Raw genomic sequence first — 20,481 nt, forward strand, 5'->3', positions numbered from 1 at the left:
ACCGAAAGGCTCCGCATTCCATGGCCGCACCCACCCTCGACATCCTCGGCATCGGCAATGCCATTCTCGACGTGCAGGCGCGGGCGGAGGAAGCTTTCCTGGTGGCCCAGGGCATGGAGCGTGGCGCCATGACGCTGATCGACACGGCCCGGGCCCAGGCGATCTACGAAGCCATGGGGCCAGGCGTGGAGAGCAGCGGTGGATCGGCCGGCAACACCTGCGCCGTGGCCGCGGCCATGGGCGCGCGTGTCGGCTTTCTCGGCAAGGTCGCCGAGGACGCGCTGGGCGAGGTCTTCGCGCATGACATCCAGGCCGCCGGCGTTTCCTTTCCGACGCCAAAGCTGAAGGGCGGCGCGCCCACCGCCCGCTGCCTGATCCTGGTGACGCCGGATGGCCAGCGCACCATGAACACCTATCTGGGCGCCTGCGTGGAGTTCGGCGAGGCCGATGTGGACGAGGCGATGGTGGCCTCCGCTGCGGTCACCTACCTGGAAGGCTACCTGTTCGACCCGCCGCAGGCCCAGGCGGCGTTCCGCCGGGCTGCCGCCGTGGCGCACCAGAACGGCCGACAAGTGTCCATGACGCTGTCCGATCCGTTCTGCGTCGGCCGCCACCGCGAGGCCTTCCGCGCCTTTGTCGCCCGTCAGACCGACATCCTCTTTGCCAATGAGGCGGAGATCATGAGCCTTTACGAGACGGACAGCTTCGAGGATGCCGTGGCGGCGGTGCGGGCCGAGGTGAAGCTCGCGGCTCTGACGCGGTCCGAAAAGGGCAGCGTGGTGGTTTCCGGCGATGCCACGCACGAGGTCATGGCCGAGCCGACCAGGGTTGTGGACAGCACCGGCGCCGGCGATGCCTACGCTGCCGGCTTTCTGGCCGCGTTGACCAGCGGCCATGCCCTGCCGGAATGCGGCCGCTGGGGATCGGTCGCCGCCGCCGAATGCATCAGCCATTTCGGCGCCCGCCCGCAAACCGACCTGAAAGCGCTGCTCGCCCGCTGAAGGGGGACGTGCCTTGGCCGCCTGGCTCGACGCCTTTGTCGCCACCTTCGGGCTGATCGGCCTGGGCGCCGTGCTGCGCGCCCGGATGCTGACCGACGGCGCTGTCTGGGCGGGCATGGAGAAGCTGGTCTTCACCGTGCTGCTGCCGGCGCTGCTGGTATCCTCCATCGGTGCGGTGGATCTGTCGAAGCTGCCGCTGGGCAGCCTGGCGGCGACCATCTGGGGCACGCTGGCCGTCGGCGCCGTGTTGTCGGTGGTGCTGGCGCGGCTTCTCGGGCATGGCCATGCCGCCATGACCTCTGTGCTGCAGGGCGGCATCCGGTACAACAACCTGATGGCCTTCGCCGTCGCCGGCGCGGTGCATGGGCCGGCCGGCATCGCCATGGGCGGCATCGCCACCGGGCTGATCGTGCCGTTTGTGCAGGTGACGATCACGGTGGCCTTCGCGCTCGGTGATGGAAGGCGGCCAAGGCCGCTTCGCCTGGTGTGGCAGATCATCACCAATCCGCTGATCCTTGCCTGTCTGATCGGGCTGGCGCTGGCCGTGGCGGGAGGTGTGCCGTTGGGCGTGGGCGGGCTGTTGCGCGCCCTGGCCCAGGGCTCGCTGGCGGTCGGGCTGTTGTGCGTCGGCGCCGCGCTGACGCCCGGGGCGCTGACGGCACAGCCTCCCACCCAGCTTCTGACCGGGTTCCTGAAGCTGTTCATTATGCCGGCGATCGCGACGGCGCTGGCCCTGGCACTGGGTCTGGAGCCATTGGCCGCAGCCGTCGCCATCCTGTTCATGGCGCAGCCCACCGCTTCCACCTCCTATGTGCAGGCACGGGTGATGGGTGGCGATGCACCACTGATGGCGGCGATGATCACCACCCAGCACGTGGCGGCCATGGTCACATTGCCGCTCTGGGTCTGGCTGCTGGCCCGCTGAGCCGCAGCTCCATGATCCGCGCAATGGTCCCGCCAGTGTGCCGGGAGACCAGCGCTGGCGTGGCCGGACCAGGCAGCGCATGATGCACCGCACATTGCCTCGTTGTGTCATGGGTGAAAACGGAATGGATCGGGATGGGGAACCAAGCATGCCGCGGCGGCGGTCCATCCTCGGTGCCGCTGCGTCGGCATGCCTGGGCATAGCTCCGGCGCAGGCCCAGCCTTTATCCTCCTGGCCGGACCGGCCGCTGCGCTGGGTGGTGGGATATCCGGCGGGCGGTCCCAGCGACACCTTTGCCCGGCTGATCGCGGAGCGGATGGCGCCGCAGCTTGGTCAGGCGATGCTGGTGGAGAACCGGCCCGGAGGCGGGGCCGTGGTCGCCAGCGAGGCCGTGGCCCGCAGCGTGCCGGACGGCTACACCTTGCTGCATTCCGACAATGGCAACCTGGTCTACAACCCGGCCCTGTACGGCCGGCTGCCCTATGACCCCGATCGCGACCTGACCGCGGCCGGCTTTATCGGCCGGTTCCCCTTGTTTCTGGTGGTGCGGTCCGGCGGCTCGCCCAGCTTCGACGATTTTGTCGCTGCGGCGCGTGCCCTGCCGCCCAACTACGGCTCGCCCGCCGTTGCCTCGCCGCACCACCTGGCCATGGAGATGCTGAAACGCCGCGCCGATTTTCCCGCCGACCATGTCCCTTATCGCGGCGGTCCGGCGGCGATGCGGGACCTGATCGGCGGCCGCCTGGACAGCGTGCTGATCGACTCCGCCACCGGCATCCCCTTTCTGCGCAGCGGCAGGGTACAGGCCCTGCTGGTGCTGTCGGAAAGGCGTTCGGCGCAGATGCCGGATGTGCCTACAGCGTTGGAGCTGGGCATTGGCGATGCGGTGGCATTCGGCTGGCAGGCGATGCATGCGCCGGCCTACACGCCGCCGGCCATTCTGGATCGGCTGAACCGCGAGTTGCGCAGCGCCGTCGCCTCGGAGGCGATGCAGCAGCGGATGCACGATTTGGGCGTTGAAAGCGCCGCCTGGTCGCCCGGTGAGCTGAACGAGTTCGTGGCGCGTGAAGCGGCGGTCTGGCGCCCGCTGATCCGGGAACTCGGGATCCGGCTGGACACCTGACGAGGACCGGTTCAGCGCCCCAGCCGCTGCCGGACCAGGGCGCGTGCAGCCCGGAACGCCGCCTCCGCGTCCAGTGCCGTGGTGTCCAGCGTCAGCGCATCGTTGGCCGGCTTCAGCGGTGCCACGTCCCGCCCGGCATCCTGCGCGTCGCGAGCCTGCAACTCCTTGAGCACGGTGGCTTCCTCGGTCGCCACGCCCCGGTCCAGCAATTCCAGCCAGCGGCGGTGGGCCCGCGCCTCGGGGCTGGCGGTGACGAACAGCTTCACCGGTGCGTCCGGAAACACCACCGTGCCGATGTCGCGCCCGTCCAGCACGGCGCCATGGGTGCGGCCGAAATCCCGTTGCCAGTCCAGCAGCGCCGCCCGCACGCCGGGAATGGCCGCCACGGCGCTGGCGGCCCGGTCGGCCTCCGGCCCGCGCAGGTCCGGGCGGGCCAGATCGGTGGGCGAGAGACTGCGCGCGGCGCCTTCCGCAGCGCCGGCATCACGCGGGTCAGCCCCTGCATCCAGGACCCGGCGCCCGGTGGCGCGGTAGAGCAGTCCGGTATCCAGGTAGGGCAGGCCCAGCTCTGCGGCCAGGCGGCGTGCCAGGGTTCCCTTTCCCGCCGCCGCCGGACCGTCCACCGCGATCACGGTGCCGCGGAGGCTCACCGCGGCGCCTCGTCCCTGACCGCTTCTTCCCCGGCCGCCCGGTTGATCAGGGCGGCGAAGCCGGGAAAGGATGTGTCGATGAAGCTGGCATCGTCCACCGCCACCGGCTGCGGCGTGGCCAGGCCGAGCACCAGGGCACTCATGGCGATGCGATGGTCCATGTGGGTGACAACCATGCCGCCCCCCGCCGGCGGTCCGCCCACCCCGTGCACGAAAAGGTCGTCGCCCTCGATCGACACGGTTGCGCCGTTCGCTTCCAGCAGTGCTGCGGTGGCCGCGACCCGGTCGCTTTCCTTGACGCGCAATTCCCCCAGGCCGCGGAAGCGGCTCACGCCTGCGGCACAGGCGGCGGCGGCGGCCAGCACGGGGAACTCATCCACCATGGAGGGCACGCGGGAAGGCGGCACGTCCACCGCACGCAGCGCACCGGCCCGGACGGTGATGTCGCCGACGGGTTCGCCGCCCTCAATGCGCTCGCCGCCGATGCTGAGGTGGGCACCCATTTCGCGCAGGGTGGTGAACAGCCCGGTGCGCAGCGGGTTCAGCCCGACATTCTCCACCGTCAGCTCGGACCCCGGCACCAGCAGCGCAGCGACCAGGGGAAAGGCGGCGGAGGACGGATCACCCGGGACAACGATCGGGGCGGCGGTCAGCTCGGGCTGTCCATCCAGCTCGATCACCCGCCCCTCACCCTCGACCATCACGCGAACGCTGGCGCCGAAATGACGCAGCATGTTCTCCGTGTGGTCGCGCGTCGCATGCGGCTCCACCACGCGCGTCGTGCCCCGCGCGCAAAGCCCGGCCAGCAGCACCGCCGACTTCACCTGGGCCGAGGCCATGGGCAGGGTGTAGTCCAGCGGCATGGGCTCCGCCGCGCCTTCCACGGCGAGCGGCAGGCGCCCGCCCGCGCGCCCGGTGAAGCGTGCGCCGAAGGCGGCGAGCGGTTCCATCACCCGCTTCATCGGCCGGGAGCGCAGCGACGCGTCGCCGGTCAGAACGGCGAAGATCGGGTGGCCGGCCAGCAGCCCGCAGATCAGCCGTGCGGCGGTGCCGGAATTGCCCATGTCCAGCACATCGGCCGGCTCCACCAGACCGCCGACGCCGCGCCCGGCCACAATCCAGTGGCCCTCGCCCAGCCGCTCCACCGTGGCGCCTAGGGCGCGCATGGCGGCGGCCGTGCGCAGCACGTCCTCGCCTTCCAGCAGCCCGGTGATCTCGGTGCGGCCCACGGCCAGGGCGCCGAACATCAGCGCGCGATGGCTGATGGATTTGTCGCCGGCGACCGCGAAGCGGCCCGAAAGCCCGCCTGAGGGGCGATGCGACCGCAGCGGACGGGGTGAAGGGATGGAGGCTGTGTCGTGACCCATGGCGTTCGGGGTTTGACATGGGGCCAGGGTGCGTGGCAATGCGCCCCGTGCTTCTCCGGGCCGGCCCATCTCTGGCCCGACTATCCCCGGGATCAATACGCTGATGGCCAAGCCCGAACTGGGTCTGAAACGCACCTGCGTCGCCTGCGGTGCCAAGTTCTACGATCTGACCCGCCAGCCGGCGGTCTGCCCGAAATGCGACACCGAGCAACCGGCCGAACAGCCGCGCGCCCGCCGCGCCGCGGCGCCGGTGGAGGAAAAGGTCAAGAAGCGTGTGCCGGCTGCCGCCGACACCGATTCGGAAGACGATGTCGAGCTGGAGGATGTCGGCGACGACGACGCCCTGGACGACAGCGACGACCTCGAGGACAGCGAGGACGATCTGGATAGCGAAATCGAGGTCGAAACCGACCGCGAGGACGAGAACTGATCTGCCGCCGGGCGCCCTGGCGCCCGGCGCTTCCCGCGGATCTTTCTGGCCAGAAGGCCTTCCACCGCGCTCCGCCATCGGGCAACCGCTTGGCAGGCGCTGGCGTTTTCCTGCGCACTGCAGGGAAGCCCAGGGAAGCAAGGCCATGGCAGCCACCGCTAAAAAGACCGACCCGACCCTCTGGGAGCGGGTGAAGCATCGCGTCACCGAGGGCGACAAGGGCGGCAAGTCCGGCCAGTGGTCGGCCCGCAAGGCGCAGCTCGCCACCTCCGAATACAAGAAGGCCGGTGGCGGCTACCGTGGCTCCAAGGGCTCCGACAACCACCTCCAGCAATGGACGGAGGAGGAGTGGGGCACAAAGTCCGGGCAGAAAAGCGGCCACACAGGCGAGCGCTACCTGCCGAAGAAGGCGCGCGAAAAGCTTTCCGACTCGGAGTACAGCCGTTCCACCGCCAAGAAGCGGGCCGACACCAAGAAGGGCAAGCAGTTCAGCGCGCAGCCCAAGGATGTGGCGCGCAAAGCGGCCAGCACCCGGCGCACCGACGGGCGGAGCGGCGGTGGCACCACCAAGCAGGCCCTGATGCAGGAAGCGCGGAAGCGCAACATCCCCGGCCGGTCACGGATGGACAAGGCGGCTCTGGCCAAGGCCCTGGGGCACAAGGCATGAGCTCGCCGAAGCATGACCCGAAGGACACGCTGGCGGAGTTCAAGGAGGCGGTGAACATGACCCCCGCCGCCCTGCGCAAGTGGCTGCAAAGCGAGGAAAGCCGCTCAGTCGGCATGACCAGCGAAGGCGAAAAGGTCACCGGCCAGGATGGCGGCGAGGCGGTCGGACACCGGATGGGCGAGCGCATCCTGGAGCTGAAGGGCAAAAAGCAGGCCGATCTCGACGATGATGATTATGCCGCCATGCGCAAGGTGATCGGCTATGTTCACCGGCATATCAAGCAGCGGCCGAGCGGCGATGTCAGCGACACACGCTGGCGTAAATCGCTGATGAACTGGGGCCACGACCCGGTGAAGGACTGAAGCGCCGGGAATTCTCGGCTCAATAGCCCAGGGAAAAGGCGGCGATCCGAACCAGGGCACTGACCACCAGAAGCACCAGGATGATGCGGGACAGGGTGGGAATGGAGGGCATCACCGGCAGATGGGGGCCTGCCCCGCCTTCCGGCAAGCCCCGGCCTTTGGCTACTCCGTCCCCTGGCAAGCCCGCTCCGCATCGCTTATCCGGAATGCCATGGACGCCATCGATGCCCGCCTCGCTGCCCAGTACGAGGCATACCCCTACCCTCAGCGCGATCCGCGGGACGAGACGAAGCGCCTGATCGTCGGCAGCCCCAGCCATCTGCGCGAGATCGACCACTGGATCTTCGGCGCGCGCCGTCCGACTTCGGTGCCGCTGCGCGTGCTGGTGGCCGGCGGCGGCAGCGGCGACGGCACGATCATGCTGGCGCAGCAGATGCAATCGGCCTCGCGCCCGGGCGAAGTGGTCTATCTGGACCGATCCGCCGCCGCGCGCGGCGTGGCCGAAGCGCGCGCGCGGCAGCGCGCTCTGCGCAACATCCGTTTCGAAACCGGCTCGCTGCTGGACCTGCCGGGGCTAGGCCTGGGCGCGTTCGACTACATCGATTGCTGCGGCGTGCTGCACCACCTGCCGGACCCGGCTGCAGGACTGGCCGCGTTGGCCGGCGCGCTGGCGCCGGGCGGCGGCATCGGTCTCATGGTCTATGCCCCGCATGGCCGCACCGGCGTCTATATGATGCAGGACGCGCTGCGCCTGCTGGCCCCCGACAGCGAGGCGCCACCGGCCCGTGTGGACATTGCCAGGCGCCTGTGGAAGCAGACGCCGGACACCGCCTGGCTGCGCCGCAACCCCTGGATCACCGACCACATCGATGGCGGTGATGCCGGACTCTATGACCTGCTGCTGAACCCGCGCGATGTTTCATTCAGCGTGCCGCAGCTGGCGGCGCTGATCGAGGGTGCCGGCCTGACACTCCGCTGCTTCGTGGAGCCGTTGCGCTACGATCCGGACCGCTACCTCAACGATCCTCGCCTGCGGGCCCGCACAGCTGCCATGGACCCGGTGGCGCGTGCCACCCTGGCCGAGGCGATCTGCGGCAATATGGGCATCCACATCGCCTATGTGACGCGGGACGAGGCGCCCCGGCCAGACTGGAACAGCGATGCCGCCGTGCCGGTGCTGCGCGAGCTGGACGGGCCCACCCTGGCCAAGGGGCTGGCCACCGATGGGGTGCTGCGCGTGACCTATGACAATCTGCGCGTCGGCGTGCCGATGCCGCGCCTCGCCGCCGCCATCCTGGCGCTGGTGGACGGGCAACGCAGCCTGGGGGAGATCGGCGACATCCTGGCCGGCCGCGGCATCGCGCGCGACACCTACCGCCGTGACCTGGCACAGTTGCGCGACGGGCTGGAGCCGCTGAACCGGCTGCTGCTCGCGGCACCTGCGGCATGAGCGAGGCCGACAGCCGCCCCGTGCTGGTGATTTTCGGCGCAGCCATCCGCCCCGATGGCGGCCCCAGCCTGACCCTGCGCCGCCGCGTCATGGCGGCGGTGGAGTTCGGCGCGACGCTGGACAGCCCGCTCTACATCCCCACCGGCGGACAGGGCCGGCATGGCCCACCCGAAGCCGAGGTGATGGCACGGCTGCTGCAGGATCTGGGTGTGCCCGGTCCTGCCATCCGGCAGGAAGCGACTGCCCGCGACACGCTGGAGTCGGCGCGTGCGTGCGCCGCCATGCTGAAGGGCCGTACGGGCCTGGTCTGGGCGGTGAGCAGCGGTTACCACCTGCCGCGCTGCGTGATGCTGTTGCGTGCCTTCGGCCTGCAGGCGCGCGCCGCGCCGCCGCCCGAAGCCGCTCACGGCTTCCGCGAGCGCTGGTGGTGGCGCGGCCGCGAGGCGCTGGCCCTGCCCTATGACGCGGTGCTGGCGGGATGGGAGCGGCTGCGGAGGCACTGAGGTGCACCGTCTGGCCGGCGCCCGTCCCGCATGTCAGTCTTCCCGGCCAGAAATCCAGGGAGACGCCGCATGAGCATCGCCAACGAGACGCCTTGGGAACCCAGCCAGCGTTATCCGGAGCCGCGCTTCCGCGCCTTCGACCCTTCCTTTCTGCGCTTCCGGGCCATGAACGGCACGGTGGAGAAGATCGCCGGCGGCTGCCGCTGGGCCGAGGGGCCGGTCTGGTTCGGCGACCACAACTGCCTGCTCTGGTCCGACATCCCGAACAACCGCATCCTGCGCTGGGACGCGGCGGGCGGGCAGGTCTCGGTGTTCCGCGGGCCGGCCAACTTCGCCAACGGCAACACGCGGGACCGGGAAGGGCGCCTCGTCACCTGTGAGCACCTGACCCGCCGGGTCACCCGCACCGAGCATGATGGCCGCATCACCGTGCTGGCCGACAATCACGGGGGCAAACGGCTGAACTCCCCCAATGATGTGGTGGTGAAGTCGGACGGCTCCGTCTGGTTCACCGATCCGCCTTTCGGGATCCTGGGCTATGTCGAGGGCGAGAAGGCGGAACCGGAACTGCCCCAGGGTGTCTGGCGCATCGATGGGCAGAGCGGCGCGCTGACGCTGGTAACGGACGAACTGGCCGGACCGAACGGCCTCGCCTTTTCCCCGGATGAGCGCATCCTCTACGTGGTGGAAAGCCGAGCCGAGCCGCGCCGCATCGTGGCTTACGACATCGCGGATGACGGCCGCGCCACCAACCGCCGCACCGTGGTGCAGGGGGAGCCGGGCGAAACGCCGGATGGCTTCCGCCTCGACACGGAAGGCAACCTCTGGTGCGGCTGGGGCATGGGCAGCGCCGAGTTCGACGGGGTGCGCGTGTTCAGCCCCGGGGGCGATGCGCTCGGTCATATCGACCTGCCGGAACGCTGCGCCAACCTCTGCTTTGGCGGGGTGCACCGGAACCGGCTCTTCATGGCGGCCTCGCGCTCGGTTTATGCCGTGTACCTGAACGCGCAGGGCGTGGCCGGTGGCTGAACGCCCGATGAATGCCTGCTCAACGGTTTGCAACGCACCATGAAAGTGGATATGCAAACCACTCGCAATGGCATGCGCTAGGCTTGAGGCAGGGCCAGGGCGGGGCGGTTGCGCCCCTCCTTCAGCCGAGGCCGCCATGACCGACCGACTGCACCGCCGTTCCCTGCTGGCTGGGATGGCCGCCCTGCCCTTCCTGGGAGCCGCCGCCTCGGCGCAAGGTGCGGGGCGAGCGGTTCAGCATGGCCAGGGCAGCACCTCCATTCCTGCGCGACCGGGTCGGGTGGCGGTGTTCGACGTGGCGGCGCTCGACATCCTGGCAGCCTTGGAGGTGACAGAGCCGGTGGTGGGCATTGCCAACAGCAATGCCTGGCCGGCCCCGATCGCCACCTTCCAGGACCAGCGCTTCACCAGGCTGGGCACGCTGTTCGAGCCGGATTACGAGCGGGTCAACGCCGTCCGGCCGGAACTGATCGTCACTGGCGGCCGCTCCAGCGCCAAGTACCAGGAGCTGGCGAAGCTGGCTCCCGCCATTGACCTGTTCCGCGACACCGCGGCGCCGCTCGATACCACCTTCCGCAACACCGACCTGCTGGCAGGCATCTTCGGACGGGAAGCGCAGGCCGAGGCGCTGAAGCAAAAGGTGACCGATGCCGCCGCTGCGTTGCGGGCCGAAACGGCGCGGCGCGGGCGCGGCCTCATTGTGCTGACCACCGGCACCCGCATGAGTGCCTATGGCGCCGGCTCGCGTTTCGGCGTGATCCACAATGATTTCGGCGTGCCGCCGGCGGTGGAAGGGCTGAACACCGCAATCCACGGGCAGTCCGTGAACAACGAGTTCATCCTGCAGACCAATCCCGACTGGCTGTTCGTGGTGGACCGCGACGCGGCCATCGAACGGGGCGCGGACGCCGCGCGCAAGGCGCTGGACAATCCGCTGGTGCGGCAGACCCGCGCCTGGAAGGACGGGCAGGTCGTGTATCTGGAACCGGCGAGCTGGTACCTCACCAATGGCGGCATCCGCACCGCGCAGATGATGGTGGAGGAGATCGCCGCCGCCTATGCCAGCAAGGGCTGACGCGGCGCGGTGACGATGCGGCTCGGCCTCGGCCTCGTGGGGGTGGCGCTGCTGGCGCTGATGAGCCTCGCCACTGGCGTCGGCAACATGGACTGGTGGGGCCTCCTCACCGGCGCCGAGGATGGGCGGACGCTGCAATTGCTGCTGGTGAGCCGTATCCCGCGCACCCTGGCCATCATCCTGGCGGGCATGACGCTGGGCGTGGCAGGGCTGATCATGCAGATGCTGGCACGCAACCGCTTCGCCGAGCCCACCACCGCGGGCACGGCGGAGTCCGCCAGCCTCGGCCTGCTGGCCGCCGTGGTGCTGGTGCCCGCCGCGCCGGTCTTCGCCAAGATGCTGATCGCCTCGGCCTTCGCCCTCGCGGGCACGGCAGTGTTCCTGGGCCTGTTGCGACGCATCCCGCTGCGCTCGGTGCTGATGGTGCCGCTGGTGGGGCTGATGCTGGGCGGCATTGTCGAGTCGGTTACGGTTTTCTTCGCGTACCGGCTGGACCTGCTGCAATCCGTCACCGCCTGGACGGCGGGGGATTTCTCCGGCGTGCTGGAAGGACGCTACGAGCTGCTCTGGGTGGCGGCGGCCCTGGCGGTCGCGGCTTATCTGATGGCGGACCGCCTCACCCTCGCCGGAATGGGCGAGGATTTCGCCACCAATCTCGGCCTCAATCACCGGAGGGTCGTGACGCTGGGCCTGATCATTGTCGCCATGGTCACGGCGGTGGTGGTGGTGACGGTGGGGATGGTGCCCTTTCTCGGCCTGATCGTGCCCAACCTCGTGGCCATGGCCATGGGGGACAACGCTCGCCGCAGCATTCCCTGGGTGGCACTCTCGGGCGCGGCGCTGCTGCTGCTCTGCGACATGGCGGGGCGAATGGTGCGCTATCCCTACGAAATCCCGGTCGGGCTGATCGTCGGCGTGATCGGCGGCGCCGCGTTTCTGGCACTGATGCTGCGCAGGCAGGCGCGGCTTGGATAGGGCGATGGCCAAGGGCTCGTCCCATGGGGCCTCGCGCCCGCAGGGCGGAAGGGTGCTGCTGCTGCTGGGCGGCCTGCTCGCGCTCTGCCTTCTGCTGTTCATGACGCTGGGCGCCGCCGGGAGCTGGGGCTTCGTGCTGCCTTTCCGCGGTGCCAAGGCGGCGGCGATGCTGCTGGTCGCCTATGCCGTCGGTGTGTCCACCGTGCTGTTCCAGACGGCAACGGGCAACCGCATCCTGACGCCGGGCATCATGGGCTTCGACTGGCTCTACATGCTGCTGCAGACGGTGCTGGTGTTCTTCCTCGGCTCCGGGCTCGTGGCCGGCGCCGACCGCACCGGCCAGTTCTTCGGCCAGGTCGTGCTGATGGTCGGCTTCTGCCTGCTGCTCTACCGCCTGCTTTTCGCCGATGGGCGCCGCAGCCTGCACATGCTGGTGCTGACGGGCGTGGTGATGGGGGTGCTGTTCCGCAGCCTGTCGAGCTTCCTGCAAAGATTGATCGACCCCAACGAGTTCGCCTTTTTGCAGGACCGGCTCTTCGCCAGCTTCAACAACCCCGACCGCTCGCTGCTGCTTTACGCCGCCCTGCTGATGCTGGCGGTCAGCCTGCCGGCGCTGCGCTACCTCCGGGAATGGGATGTGCTGGCGCTGGGGCGGGACGCGGCGATCGGCCTCGGCATCGATCACCGCCGCGCGGTGGCCCGCATCCTGGCCATCGTCGCGGTGCTGGTCTCGGTTTCGGCGGCGCTGGTCGGACCGGTCACGTTCTTCGGGCTGCTGGTGGCCAACCTGGCCTATGCGCTGATGCCGGTGGCACGCCATTCGCGCGTGTTGCCGGCGGCGGTGATGATCGGCGCCATCGCGCTGATCGGCGGGCAGACGTTGCTGGAGCGGGTCTTCGCCTTCGACACCAATCTGCGCGTCATCATCGATTTCCTGGGCGGCATCGCCTTCATTGTTCTGCTGCTGAGGGGTTCGGCACGATGATCGAGGCCAGGGGCGTTTCCCGCCGCTACGGCGATGCGCTGGTGGTGGACAACGTCAGCCTTGCCCTGCCGGCGGGCGGCATCACCGCCATCATCGGCCCGAACGGCGCCGGCAAATCCACCTTGCTCTCGATGATCAGCCGTTTGCTGCCAATGAGCGCCGGGCGCGTCACGGTGGATGGGCTGGATGTTTCCGCCACGCCGGGCGATGTGCTGGCCCGCCGCCTGGCCATCCTGCGCCAGGACAACCACCTTCCCGCGCGGCTGACGGTGCGCGAGCTGGTGACCTTTGGCCGATACCCGCATTCCAGGGGCCGCCCCACGTTGGAGGACCGCGCCCATGTGGAACGCGCCCTCGCCTATCTGAACCTGGAGGCGCTGTCGGAACGTTTCCTCGACGAGCTGTCCGGCGGGCAGCGGCAGCGCGCCTTCGTCGCCATGGTGCTCTGCCAGGACACGGACTACGTGCTGCTGGACGAGCCGCTGAACAATCTGGACCTGAAGCACGCGGTGGCCATGATGCGGCAGCTGCGCCGGGCGGCGGACGAGCTGCGGAAGACGGTGGTGCTGGTGCTGCACGACATCAACTTCGCCTCCTGCTACGCCGACCACATCGTGGCGATGAAGAATGGCCGCGTCGCCGTGCAGGGCAGGCCCCGCGACATCCTGCAGAGCGCGGTGCTGCGCGATGTCTATGACCTCGATGCCAGCATCCACGAGATCGCCGGGGACCGGATCGCGGTGTATTACCGCTGACCATGAAGACTCCCGATCCGCCGCCCACCCGGCTGGCCGTGCTGCGATACGGCACGCCGGATTTCGCCGTCATCGAGCCGGGCGACCATGTGCTCTGCGCCATCACCTTCAGGCCCATTCCGCTGGAGGCCCTGGAATACTGGAGCGTGGCTGCACAGGAGCCCTATGCCGGTGCGGTGGAGGCGGCGGAAGCCGTCGCGCGGCGCGGCAACGGCCGGCAATAGCGCCACCGCGTCAGGCTGGCCGACGCGCCTTCAGCGCAGCCGCGAGCGTGCCGTCATCCATCACGTCCAGCGCGCCGCCCATCGGCACGCCCTGGGCCAGCCGCGTGACGGCCAGGTGCGGCGCGGCGGCCCGCAGGCGGTCGGTCAGGTAATGCGCGGTGGTGGCGCCATCCACCGTGGCAGGCAGGGCCAGGATCACCTCCTGGATCTCGCCGGCAGCGATGCGTTCCACCAGCGCTCCAATCCGCAGGTCTTCCGGGCCGACGCCGGACAACGCCGACAGCACCCCTCCCAGGATATGGTAGAGGCCGCGATGCACATGCGCCCGCTCCAGCGCCCAAAGGTCGGCTACGCCCTCCGTCACGCAGAGAATGTCCTGCTCGCGCGACGGGTCGGTGCAGATGCGGCAGGGGTCCTGGGTGTCGATGTTGCCGCAGACCCGGCAGGGCCGCACCGACTCGGCGGTTTCCCGCAGCTGCTCGGACAGCGGCAGCATCAGACCGCCGGGGTCCTGCAGCAGCTTCAGCGCGGCGCGACGGGCGCTGCGGCGGCCCATGCCGGGCAGGCGGGCCAGCATGGCGACCAGCCGCTCGACCTGATCCGGACCGCGAACGCCTGACAAGCGCGGCGCCTCAGAAGGGCAGCTTGAAGCCGCCGGGGCCGCCCATGCCGGGGATGTTGATGCCGGCCGTTGCCTTCTGCATTTCCTCGGACATCATGGCCTCCACCTTCTGCTTGGCGTCGGCATGGGCGGCCACGATCAGGTCCTCCATCACCTCGCGCTCTTCCGGATCCACCAGGGACGGATCCACCGACAGCTTCTTCAGGTCGCCCTTGCCGGACAGCGTCACCTTCACCATGCCGCCGCCGGAAGCGCCTTCCACGGTCATGGCGTCCAGCTTGGCTTGCATTTCCTGCATCTTGGCCTGCATCTGCTGGGCCTGCTTCATCATCGAGGCGAGGTTCTTCATAGGTCCTCCAGGGGGAAAAACGGGCGGAAGGTCAGCCGGGAAAATCGTCTAGGTCGGCGGGTTCGGCGTCGGGCGGGGCGAATTCCGGGCCATCATCCAGCATGGCGTCCTCCGGCTCGGGCAGCGGCACCAGCCCGTAGGCGTCCAGCGTTTCGTCGCGCATGGCCTGCACCTCCGTGCCCGGAAAGGCCAGCAGCACAGCCTGCACCAGCGGATGCGACCTCGCCATCTCCAGCCGCTCGCTGGCGATGTGGCTGCGCTGCTCGGCCAGCGTCGGCTCGCCGGGCTGGTTGGAAAGGGAGATCGTCCAGCGCTGCCCGGTCTGCTCCTGCAGCAGGGCCGAGAGCTGACCGGCCATGTCGCGCGGTGCCGCGTCGGTCTGGCGGAGTTCGATGCGGCCGGGCGCGAAGGACACCAGATGTGTGCTGTGCAGCAGATGGGCGTGCAGCATGGGCGCGCGGCCTGAGGCCAGCGCCACGACCTCGCGAAAGGCGCGGGGCTGAGCCAGGGGAGGAGAGGCCGGCTGTGCCTCGGGCGCGGCGGCCAACATGGCCGGGCCGTTGACCTGCGCGCGCAGCCCGCCACCGTCGCCATTCGGAGCCGGCCCGATGGGCGCCGGAGCCGTGCCGCCCTCAGTCAGGCGCTTCACCAGGTCTCCCGGCGTCGGCATCTCGGCCAGATGCGCCAGGCGGATGAGCACCATCTCGGCCGCCATGCGGCGATCCGGCGCCTCGGCCACCTCGGAAATGCCCTTCAGCAGCACCTGCCAGGCGCGGCCGAGCACGGGGATGGAGAGCTTTTCCGCCATGGCCACGCCGCGCACCCGTTCGGCCTCGGGCAATGAGGGGTCGGCCCGCAGCGCCGGCACGGCGCGCAGCCGGGTCAGGGTGTGGGTCAGCTCCAGCAGGTCGGCCAGGATGACGCCGGCATCGGCACCGCGCTCATGTGCCCGGTCCATGGCGGCCATCACCGCCGGCAGCTCGCCGCGGAAGGTGGCTTCCAGCAGGTCGAACAGCAGGGAGCGGTCGGCCAAGCCCAGCATGTCCCGCACCAGCTCGCCCTCGATGCCTTCAGCGCTGCCGGCGGCCTGGGCAATGGCCTGGTCCAGCAGCGACAGACCGTCGCGCACCGAGCCATCGGCGGCACGGGCGATCATGGCCAGGGCGGCGTCAGAGGCCTGCGCGCCTTCCTTCTCCGCAATGCGGGCGAAATGCGCGCGCAGCGCTTCCTGCGGCACGCGCCTGAGATCGAAACGCTGGCAGCGGGACAGGATGGTGGCCGGAACCTTTCGGATCTCGGTGGTGGCGAAGATGAACTTCACCTGGGGCGGGGGCTCCTCCAGCGTCTTCAGCAGCGCGTTGAACGCGGCCGTGGACAGCATGTGGACCTCGTCCAGGATGTAGACCTTGTAACGGGCCTGGGCCGGGCGGTAGCGGACCGCTTCGCGCAGCTCGCGAATGTTGTCGACGCCGTTGTTGGAGGCGGCGTCCAGCTCCAGAACGTCCGGGTGGCGGTCGGCCAGAATGGCGCGGCATTCGGGGCAGACACCGCACGGATCGGCGGTGGGCCCGCCCTTGCCGTCCGGCCCGACGCAGTTCATGGCGCGGGCGATGATGCGGGCGGTGGTGGTCTTGCCCACGCCCCGCACGCCGGTGAGCATGAAGGCATGCGCCACGCGGTTCTGCGCGAAGGCGTTGCGCAAGGTGCGGACCAGCGCTTCCTGACCGATCAGGTCGTCAAAGGTTTGGGGACGGTATTTGCGGGCCAGGACCCGGTAGGGCGTGGCCGGCGCCTCCCCCGCAACAGGCGGGCCAGGCGGATGCTCCGCAACGCTCAGGGTCGCGGCGGAGGTGGCCTGCGCAGGCGCCTCACCGAACAGGCCTGGGCCTTCGGGGATGGGCGGCTGGCCCAGCTCGTCATTCGGATTGGAAAGATCGGTGTCGCTGGTCATGCGCGCGGCGTCGGTCCGGTCCTGGCCGCGGGCGGGCCGTTGGCAGCGATAGGTGGAAGACCGACGGAACGACCCGAGCGGAAACTCGCTGCGGCTGCTTCCTTCCGGACCTGACCGGGTTGGCAAGGCGCCCGTCCGCCGCCGACCTTCCGATGCGCAATATCGGGGCTCGGCGGCTCCGGAGCAAGGGGGGCATGAGTTGCCCATCGGCCGGTGCCGTGGCAGGGTCGCGCACGATGCTTTCCATCCCGGCTTCCCGTCCCAATGCCTATACCGGCAGCCCCCTCGACCGTGCCTCAGGCCGGCGGGAGGATGCGGAATTCATCGCCCGGGCCTTGGGCTCGGACGATGCGCTGTTCGTGCCGGTCTGGCGCTCCCGGTCGCTGATGCGCGGCGTGGAGCAGGGCCGACCCGAAGCCGTGCTGCTTTCCGCCCCCGCCGCCGAGGCGGTGCGCATGGCCGAGGGGCCGTGGGCTTTTCTCGGCCTGTGGGACGAGCGCCCGGTCTTCGCCGTGGATTGCTCCGGCACCGAGGACCCGCTGCCGCTGCTGCCTGCCGGCATGGGGGATTTCACCGACCTGCGCGCCGTCGCCGGATTGCTGCCCGAGGGCGAGGCCAGCGTCCTGGCCCATGCACGCGGCCTGATGCACTGGCGCATCAAGCACCGCTTCTGCGGTGTTTGCGGCTCCGCCTGCGAGCCACGCTCGGCAGGCAACGCCATGGCCTGCACCTCCTGCGCCGCGCAGCATTTCCCGCGCACCGACCCGGCCGTGATCATGCTGGTGACCGACGGCGCCCGTGCCCTGCTGGGCCATTCCGTGCGCTTTCCCAACAGCACCATGTATTCGACGCTGGCCGGGTTCGTGGAACCGGGCGAAAGCCTGGAGGAGGCGGTGCGCCGCGAGGTGCTGGAGGAAACCAACATCCGGACCGGGGCGGTGCATTACCACTCCTCGCAGCCCTGGCCCTTCCCGGCCTCGATCATGCTCGGCTTCCATGCCGAGGCCCTGTCCGAGGACATCACCTTTGACCCGGAGGAATTGCGCGACGCGCGCTGGTTCACCCGGGACCAGATCCGCCACCCCGATCGGCATGGCTTCGCCCTGCCGCGCCGCGACTCGATCGCCCGCCGCCTGATCGAGGACTGGCTGGAGGCCGAATGACCTACCGATCCCTGCCTCTTCTGCTGCTGCCGGTCCTGCTGGCCGCCTGTTCCCTTGGCGGCACCCCGGCCCGGCATGACCCGCTATCCGGTCCCGCGCTGACGCCAGGCCACGCCGCCTGCCGCGACGAGGCCCGCAGCAGCAGCAGCGTCACCGAGGTGGCACGGCAGCGGAATCCGAATAACTGGGAGAACGAGCAGCGCATCTCGCACGAGCTGCGGGTGGCCGAGCTCAGCGCCTATCGCGACTGCCTGAGGCGGCGCGGCCTCGCCTCGCCCGGCGGCGTGGAAGCAGTGCGCGCTCCCTGATGGCCGCTTCCTGATCCCGGGCGGCGCGGGCCCCCGGGAACCCGCGCCGCGTCTTCTATCAGCCGAAGATGAAGTCGCTGGCCGACAGGGTGGACATCTCCACCCCGGCCAGCAGAACAGCATCGCCCTCCGCCAGCTCGATCCGGGTGTGGCGTCCGGCAGGCTTCAGCACCAGCGCATCGAAACCGTCCAGCCCGTAGGCACCGAGATCGATGCGGTCCTCGCCCACGGTGAAGTCGGCGATGCGGTCCTGCCCCGAGCCCGGACCGAAGACGAAGCGATCCTCTCCGGCACCGCCTTCCAGGCGGTCATGTCCGGCGCCACCCTCGATCCAGTCATCGCCATCGCCGCCATGGAGGAAGTCGTTGCCGGCGCCGCCTTGCAGCCGGTCATCGCCTGCGCCGCCATCCATGCGGTCATCGCCATCACCGCCGAGCAGGATGTCCAGCCCTTCGCCGCCGTAAAGGCGGTCGTCGCCCGCGCCGCCTTCCAGCCGGTCATTGCCTTTGCCGCCGGTCAGACGGTCATCGCCGGTCCCCCCCAACAGCGCATCGTCGCCTGCACCGCCATCGAGCACGTCGTTCCCGTCGCCACCATCGAGGTGGTCGATGCCCGAGCCGCCCTTCAGAACATCGTTGCCCGCGCCGCCGAAGAGGCGGTCATTGCCGCCGCCACCCAGCAGGGTGTCCTTGCCGGCGCCGCCGTTCAGCAGATCATTCCCCGAACCGCCATCCAGCACGTCGTCGCCGCCCTGGCCGTGCAGCACGTCATCGCCCGCACCGCCTGAGATGAAGTCGATGCCGCTGCCGCCCGAAACGGCGTCGTCGCCATCGGTGGCATCGGCGGCCAGGTAATCGGCCAGCGCCTCCAGGCCAATATCCGGCTGGTCGGTGAAGACGCCGTCGACGCCGAGAGCGATCAGCGCCGCAATCTCCGCCGCCGCCGTCTGTACCGAGCCGTCAGGGTTCAGCGTCTGGAATCCTTCCTCCGCGCGAACGGTGTAGGGGATCACACCCAGGCCGAGCGCGTGGGCGTTCTCGACCAGTGGGCTCACCTCGCCGGTCAAACGGAAGTTGATCTCCGCAACACCGTCGCCATCGCCGTCGGCGGGAGCTTCCAGCCGCTCGCGCAGGCGGATCGCGTCCTTGCTCGGTCCGACATAGTCGGCATAGCGGGCGATGGCCTTCAGCCCTTCGATGTCGGAGGTGTTGCCGAGCTGCAAGAGCGGAAGGTCCACACCTGCCGCCGGCATGATCGTGTCGTGCAATGCCTCGAGATTGGCCGTCTCGAAGGATTGGATATAGACGCGGGCAGGATCGGTGAAATCCAGCTCCACCAGCTTGTCGATCAGCATCTGGCTGGTGTTGAGGCCGATGCCTTCGAAGAAGGACGGGCTCTTGGTCTCGGGCGCGATGGCAATGACCTTGCCGGTCTCGGCTTCCACGCGCTTCACCAGGGCGATGATCTCGTCCAGCGTCGGGATCTGGAACTGCCCGTCAAAGGAAGCGCTTTCCGGCCGCTGCTCGCCAAGACGCTCCACCGTCCGCAGCGTTTTCAGCTCGGCCAGGGTGAAATCCTCGGTGAAGTAGTTGGTGTATTCGCGGCCGTTGATCACCTTGGTGGTCAGACGGTCGGCGAATTCGGGACGGTCGGCCACGTCGGTGGTGTCGGACAAGGTATGCTCATGCCGCGCCACCAGCACCCCGTCCTTGGTGGACACCAGATCCGGCTCGATCACCGTGACGCCCATGTCAATGGCCAGCTCATAAGCCTCGATGGTGTGCTCGGGACGATATCCGCTGGCGCCGCGATGCGCGACGATGAGCGGCGGCAGGCCGCTCAGGGTGTTGAAGCTGACCATCTCTCGGTTTCCATCCATTCTGGAAGAGACGGAAGGCCGTGGTGGCCCCGTCTCCCTGGGAAAGCGGGGTTAGGCGAAGCAGATGGCCACGAAGTGATGGAATTGTTAAGGCGAAGTTAATTCGCACACGGTGAGCGGGTGTTCGCTGTGGTGTACGCTCTCAGAGGTTGTGCCTTGCCCGTGCAGCCAGGACTTCATAGGCAGCCCGCACCGCTTCCGCGCCATATTCCCGTTCCAGGCGCCGCACGGTGAAATGCGCGCGGCCCAGTGTCCGGAAATGCTCCAGAAAGGCAAGGTTCACCGCCGCTCCAGCCGCCGCACCGAGCACAGGCGCCGCCTGGGCGCCGAATTTCAACATCAGCGGCCCCATGAAGCGCGCGGCAATGGCGGCAATGAAGTTGGGCAGCAGCGCCACGCTCATGTTCGGCAACAGGCGCGACAGGGCAAGGCGGGTGGCGAAGTAGCCCGTCTCGCCGGCATCGTCACCGGCCCCCGGACCACCCAGGGCAAAAACCTTCAGGCACTCCGCACCGGTTTCCGGAAGGCTGGTATCCTCCCCCTGTGCCGCCGCCTCCGCACCGATCTGGCGCAGCAGAAGCGTGGTCGAGATCGGCAGCTCCACCAACGTACCGGCCAGGCCGAAGGCGCCGCCGGCGGCTCCGCTGGCCGCCGCCATGCCGCGATGCATCCAGTCGGTGCTGAGGCC

General features: G+C 69.3%; 23 protein-coding genes and 1 other RNA gene. 16 read left to right on the forward strand and 8 right to left on the reverse strand.

The genetic code is table 11. The annotated features are described in order from the left end of the window. The first annotated feature begins 20 nt into the window (after window positions 1-20). From ACFOD4_RS08250 to ACFOD4_RS08260, 3 genes are all read left to right on the forward strand, one after another. Entirely contained in the window at window positions 21-1,001 is a 981-nt protein-coding gene (locus ACFOD4_RS08250) for an adenosine kinase (protein ID WP_379595496.1), read from the forward strand. A 13-nt stretch (window positions 1,002-1,014) separates the two neighbouring features. Next, window positions 1,015-1,926 (forward strand): AEC family transporter, encoded by a 912-nt coding sequence (locus tag ACFOD4_RS08255; RefSeq protein WP_379595498.1) that lies wholly within the window; start codon window positions 1,015-1,017, stop codon window positions 1,924-1,926. Window positions 1,927-2,074: 148 nt separating this feature from the next. After that, on the forward strand, window positions 2,075-3,049 hold the full coding sequence (locus ACFOD4_RS08260) for a Bug family tripartite tricarboxylate transporter substrate binding protein (protein WP_379595499.1): 975 nt from the start codon (window positions 2,075-2,077) through the stop codon (window positions 3,047-3,049). Between the two features lie 11 nt (window positions 3,050-3,060). Here the strand turns inward: ACFOD4_RS08260 and cmk are convergent, their stop codons facing one another. Both cmk and aroA read right to left on the reverse strand, forming a co-directional pair. Next, complete coding sequence (gene cmk / locus ACFOD4_RS08265; protein ID WP_379595501.1) at window positions 3,061-3,699, reverse strand: (d)CMP kinase; 639 nt, start codon at window positions 3,697-3,699, stop codon at window positions 3,061-3,063. Further along, a complete protein-coding gene (aroA, locus tag ACFOD4_RS08270) occupies window positions 3,696-5,066 on the reverse strand; it encodes a 3-phosphoshikimate 1-carboxyvinyltransferase (protein WP_379595503.1) in 1,371 nt (456 codons plus the stop codon). Before aroA ends, cmk begins: the two co-directional genes overlap by 4 nt. Window positions 5,067-5,169: 103 nt before the next feature. Here aroA and ACFOD4_RS08275 point away from each other — a divergent pair, with 103 nt between their 5' ends. The 11 genes from ACFOD4_RS08275 to ACFOD4_RS08325 all read left to right on the forward strand — a co-directional run bounded on the left by ACFOD4_RS08275 (window position 5,170) and on the right by ACFOD4_RS08325 (window position 13,521). Then, the gene (locus ACFOD4_RS08275) at window positions 5,170-5,496 is read left to right on the forward strand and encodes a TIGR02300 family protein (RefSeq protein WP_379595505.1); all 327 of its coding nucleotides are present in this window, start codon (window positions 5,170-5,172) and stop codon (window positions 5,494-5,496) included. Between the two features lie 145 nt (window positions 5,497-5,641). Beyond that, the gene (locus ACFOD4_RS08280; RefSeq protein WP_379595507.1) at window positions 5,642-6,163 is read left to right on the forward strand and encodes a hypothetical protein; all 522 of its coding nucleotides are present in this window, start codon (window positions 5,642-5,644) and stop codon (window positions 6,161-6,163) included. After that, a complete protein-coding gene (locus tag ACFOD4_RS08285) occupies window positions 6,160-6,525 on the forward strand; it encodes a DUF3140 domain-containing protein (protein ID WP_379595509.1) in 366 nt (121 codons plus the stop codon). Before ACFOD4_RS08280 ends, ACFOD4_RS08285 begins: the two co-directional genes overlap by 4 nt. Window positions 6,526-6,736: 211 nt before the next feature. Continuing rightward, window positions 6,737-7,975, forward strand: coding sequence for a class I SAM-dependent methyltransferase (locus ACFOD4_RS08290; RefSeq protein ID WP_379595511.1), 1,239 nt, complete (start codon window positions 6,737-6,739; stop codon window positions 7,973-7,975). Next, on the forward strand, window positions 7,972-8,478 hold the full coding sequence (locus ACFOD4_RS08295; protein WP_379595513.1) for a YdcF family protein: 507 nt from the start codon (window positions 7,972-7,974) through the stop codon (window positions 8,476-8,478). Before ACFOD4_RS08290 ends, ACFOD4_RS08295 begins: the two co-directional genes overlap by 4 nt. Window positions 8,479-8,547: 69 nt before the next feature. Then, a complete protein-coding gene (locus ACFOD4_RS08300) occupies window positions 8,548-9,507 on the forward strand; it encodes an SMP-30/gluconolactonase/LRE family protein (RefSeq protein WP_379595515.1) in 960 nt (319 codons plus the stop codon). A gap of 136 nt (window positions 9,508-9,643) precedes the next feature. Beyond that, window positions 9,644-10,582, forward strand: coding sequence for a siderophore ABC transporter substrate-binding protein (locus ACFOD4_RS08305; RefSeq protein ID WP_379595517.1), 939 nt, complete (start codon window positions 9,644-9,646; stop codon window positions 10,580-10,582). A 15-nt stretch (window positions 10,583-10,597) separates the two neighbouring features. Then, window positions 10,598-11,557 carry an ABC transporter permease gene (locus ACFOD4_RS08310; RefSeq protein WP_379595519.1) on the forward strand — a complete coding sequence of 320 codons (960 nt, stop codon included), beginning with the start codon at window positions 10,598-10,600 and terminating at the stop codon, window positions 11,555-11,557. Between the two features lie 4 nt (window positions 11,558-11,561). Continuing rightward, window positions 11,562-12,542 carry an iron chelate uptake ABC transporter family permease subunit gene (locus tag ACFOD4_RS08315; RefSeq protein WP_379595521.1) on the forward strand — a complete coding sequence of 327 codons (981 nt, stop codon included), beginning with the start codon at window positions 11,562-11,564 and terminating at the stop codon, window positions 12,540-12,542. Then, complete coding sequence (locus ACFOD4_RS08320; protein WP_379595523.1) at window positions 12,539-13,297, forward strand: iron ABC transporter ATP-binding protein; 759 nt, start codon at window positions 12,539-12,541, stop codon at window positions 13,295-13,297. The genes ACFOD4_RS08315 and ACFOD4_RS08320 overlap by 4 nt, the downstream gene beginning before the upstream one ends. A gap of 2 nt (window positions 13,298-13,299) precedes the next feature. Then, window positions 13,300-13,521, forward strand: coding sequence for a DUF2093 domain-containing protein (locus ACFOD4_RS08325; RefSeq protein WP_379595524.1), 222 nt, complete (start codon window positions 13,300-13,302; stop codon window positions 13,519-13,521). A gap of 10 nt (window positions 13,522-13,531) precedes the next feature. On the opposite strand, the gene recR is transcribed toward ACFOD4_RS08325, so the two are convergent. From recR to ffs, 4 genes are all read right to left on the reverse strand, one after another. After that, window positions 13,532-14,143 carry a recombination mediator RecR gene (recR, locus tag ACFOD4_RS08330; protein WP_379595526.1) on the reverse strand — a complete coding sequence of 204 codons (612 nt, stop codon included), beginning with the start codon at window positions 14,141-14,143 and terminating at the stop codon, window positions 13,532-13,534. 10 nt (window positions 14,144-14,153) lie between these two features. Beyond that, window positions 14,154-14,492, reverse strand: coding sequence for a YbaB/EbfC family nucleoid-associated protein (locus ACFOD4_RS08335; protein WP_379595528.1), 339 nt, complete (start codon window positions 14,490-14,492; stop codon window positions 14,154-14,156). Between the two features lie 31 nt (window positions 14,493-14,523). After that, the gene (locus tag ACFOD4_RS08340; protein ID WP_379595529.1) at window positions 14,524-16,443 is read right to left on the reverse strand and encodes a DNA polymerase III subunit gamma/tau; all 1,920 of its coding nucleotides are present in this window, start codon (window positions 16,441-16,443) and stop codon (window positions 14,524-14,526) included. A gap of 52 nt (window positions 16,444-16,495) precedes the next feature. Then, window positions 16,496-16,593: signal recognition particle sRNA small type (gene ffs / locus ACFOD4_RS08345), an RNA gene on the reverse strand. Between the two features lie 86 nt (window positions 16,594-16,679). Here ffs and nudC point away from each other — a divergent pair. Both nudC and ACFOD4_RS08355 read left to right on the forward strand, forming a co-directional pair. Continuing rightward, entirely contained in the window at window positions 16,680-17,606 is a 927-nt protein-coding gene (gene nudC, locus ACFOD4_RS08350) for an NAD(+) diphosphatase (protein WP_379596059.1), read from the forward strand. Further along, entirely contained in the window at window positions 17,603-17,914 is a 312-nt protein-coding gene (locus ACFOD4_RS08355; protein WP_379595530.1) for a phosphoribosylamine--glycine ligase, read from the forward strand. Before nudC ends, ACFOD4_RS08355 begins: the two co-directional genes overlap by 4 nt. A 58-nt stretch (window positions 17,915-17,972) precedes the next feature. Here the strand turns inward: ACFOD4_RS08355 and ACFOD4_RS08360 are convergent, their stop codons facing one another. Then, window positions 17,973-19,775, reverse strand: a complete 1,803-nt coding sequence (locus tag ACFOD4_RS08360; protein ID WP_379595532.1) for a glycerophosphodiester phosphodiesterase family protein — start codon at window positions 19,773-19,775, stop codon at window positions 17,973-17,975. Between the two features lie 160 nt (window positions 19,776-19,935). Beyond that, a partial coding sequence (locus ACFOD4_RS08365; protein ID WP_379595534.1) for an EcsC family protein occupies window positions 19,936-20,481 on the reverse strand: 546 nt, incomplete at its 5' end.

The sequence above is a fragment of the Teichococcus globiformis genome (assembly GCF_042646265.1).
Classification (GTDB): Bacteria; Pseudomonadota; Alphaproteobacteria; order Acetobacterales; family Acetobacteraceae; genus Pseudoroseomonas; species Pseudoroseomonas globiformis.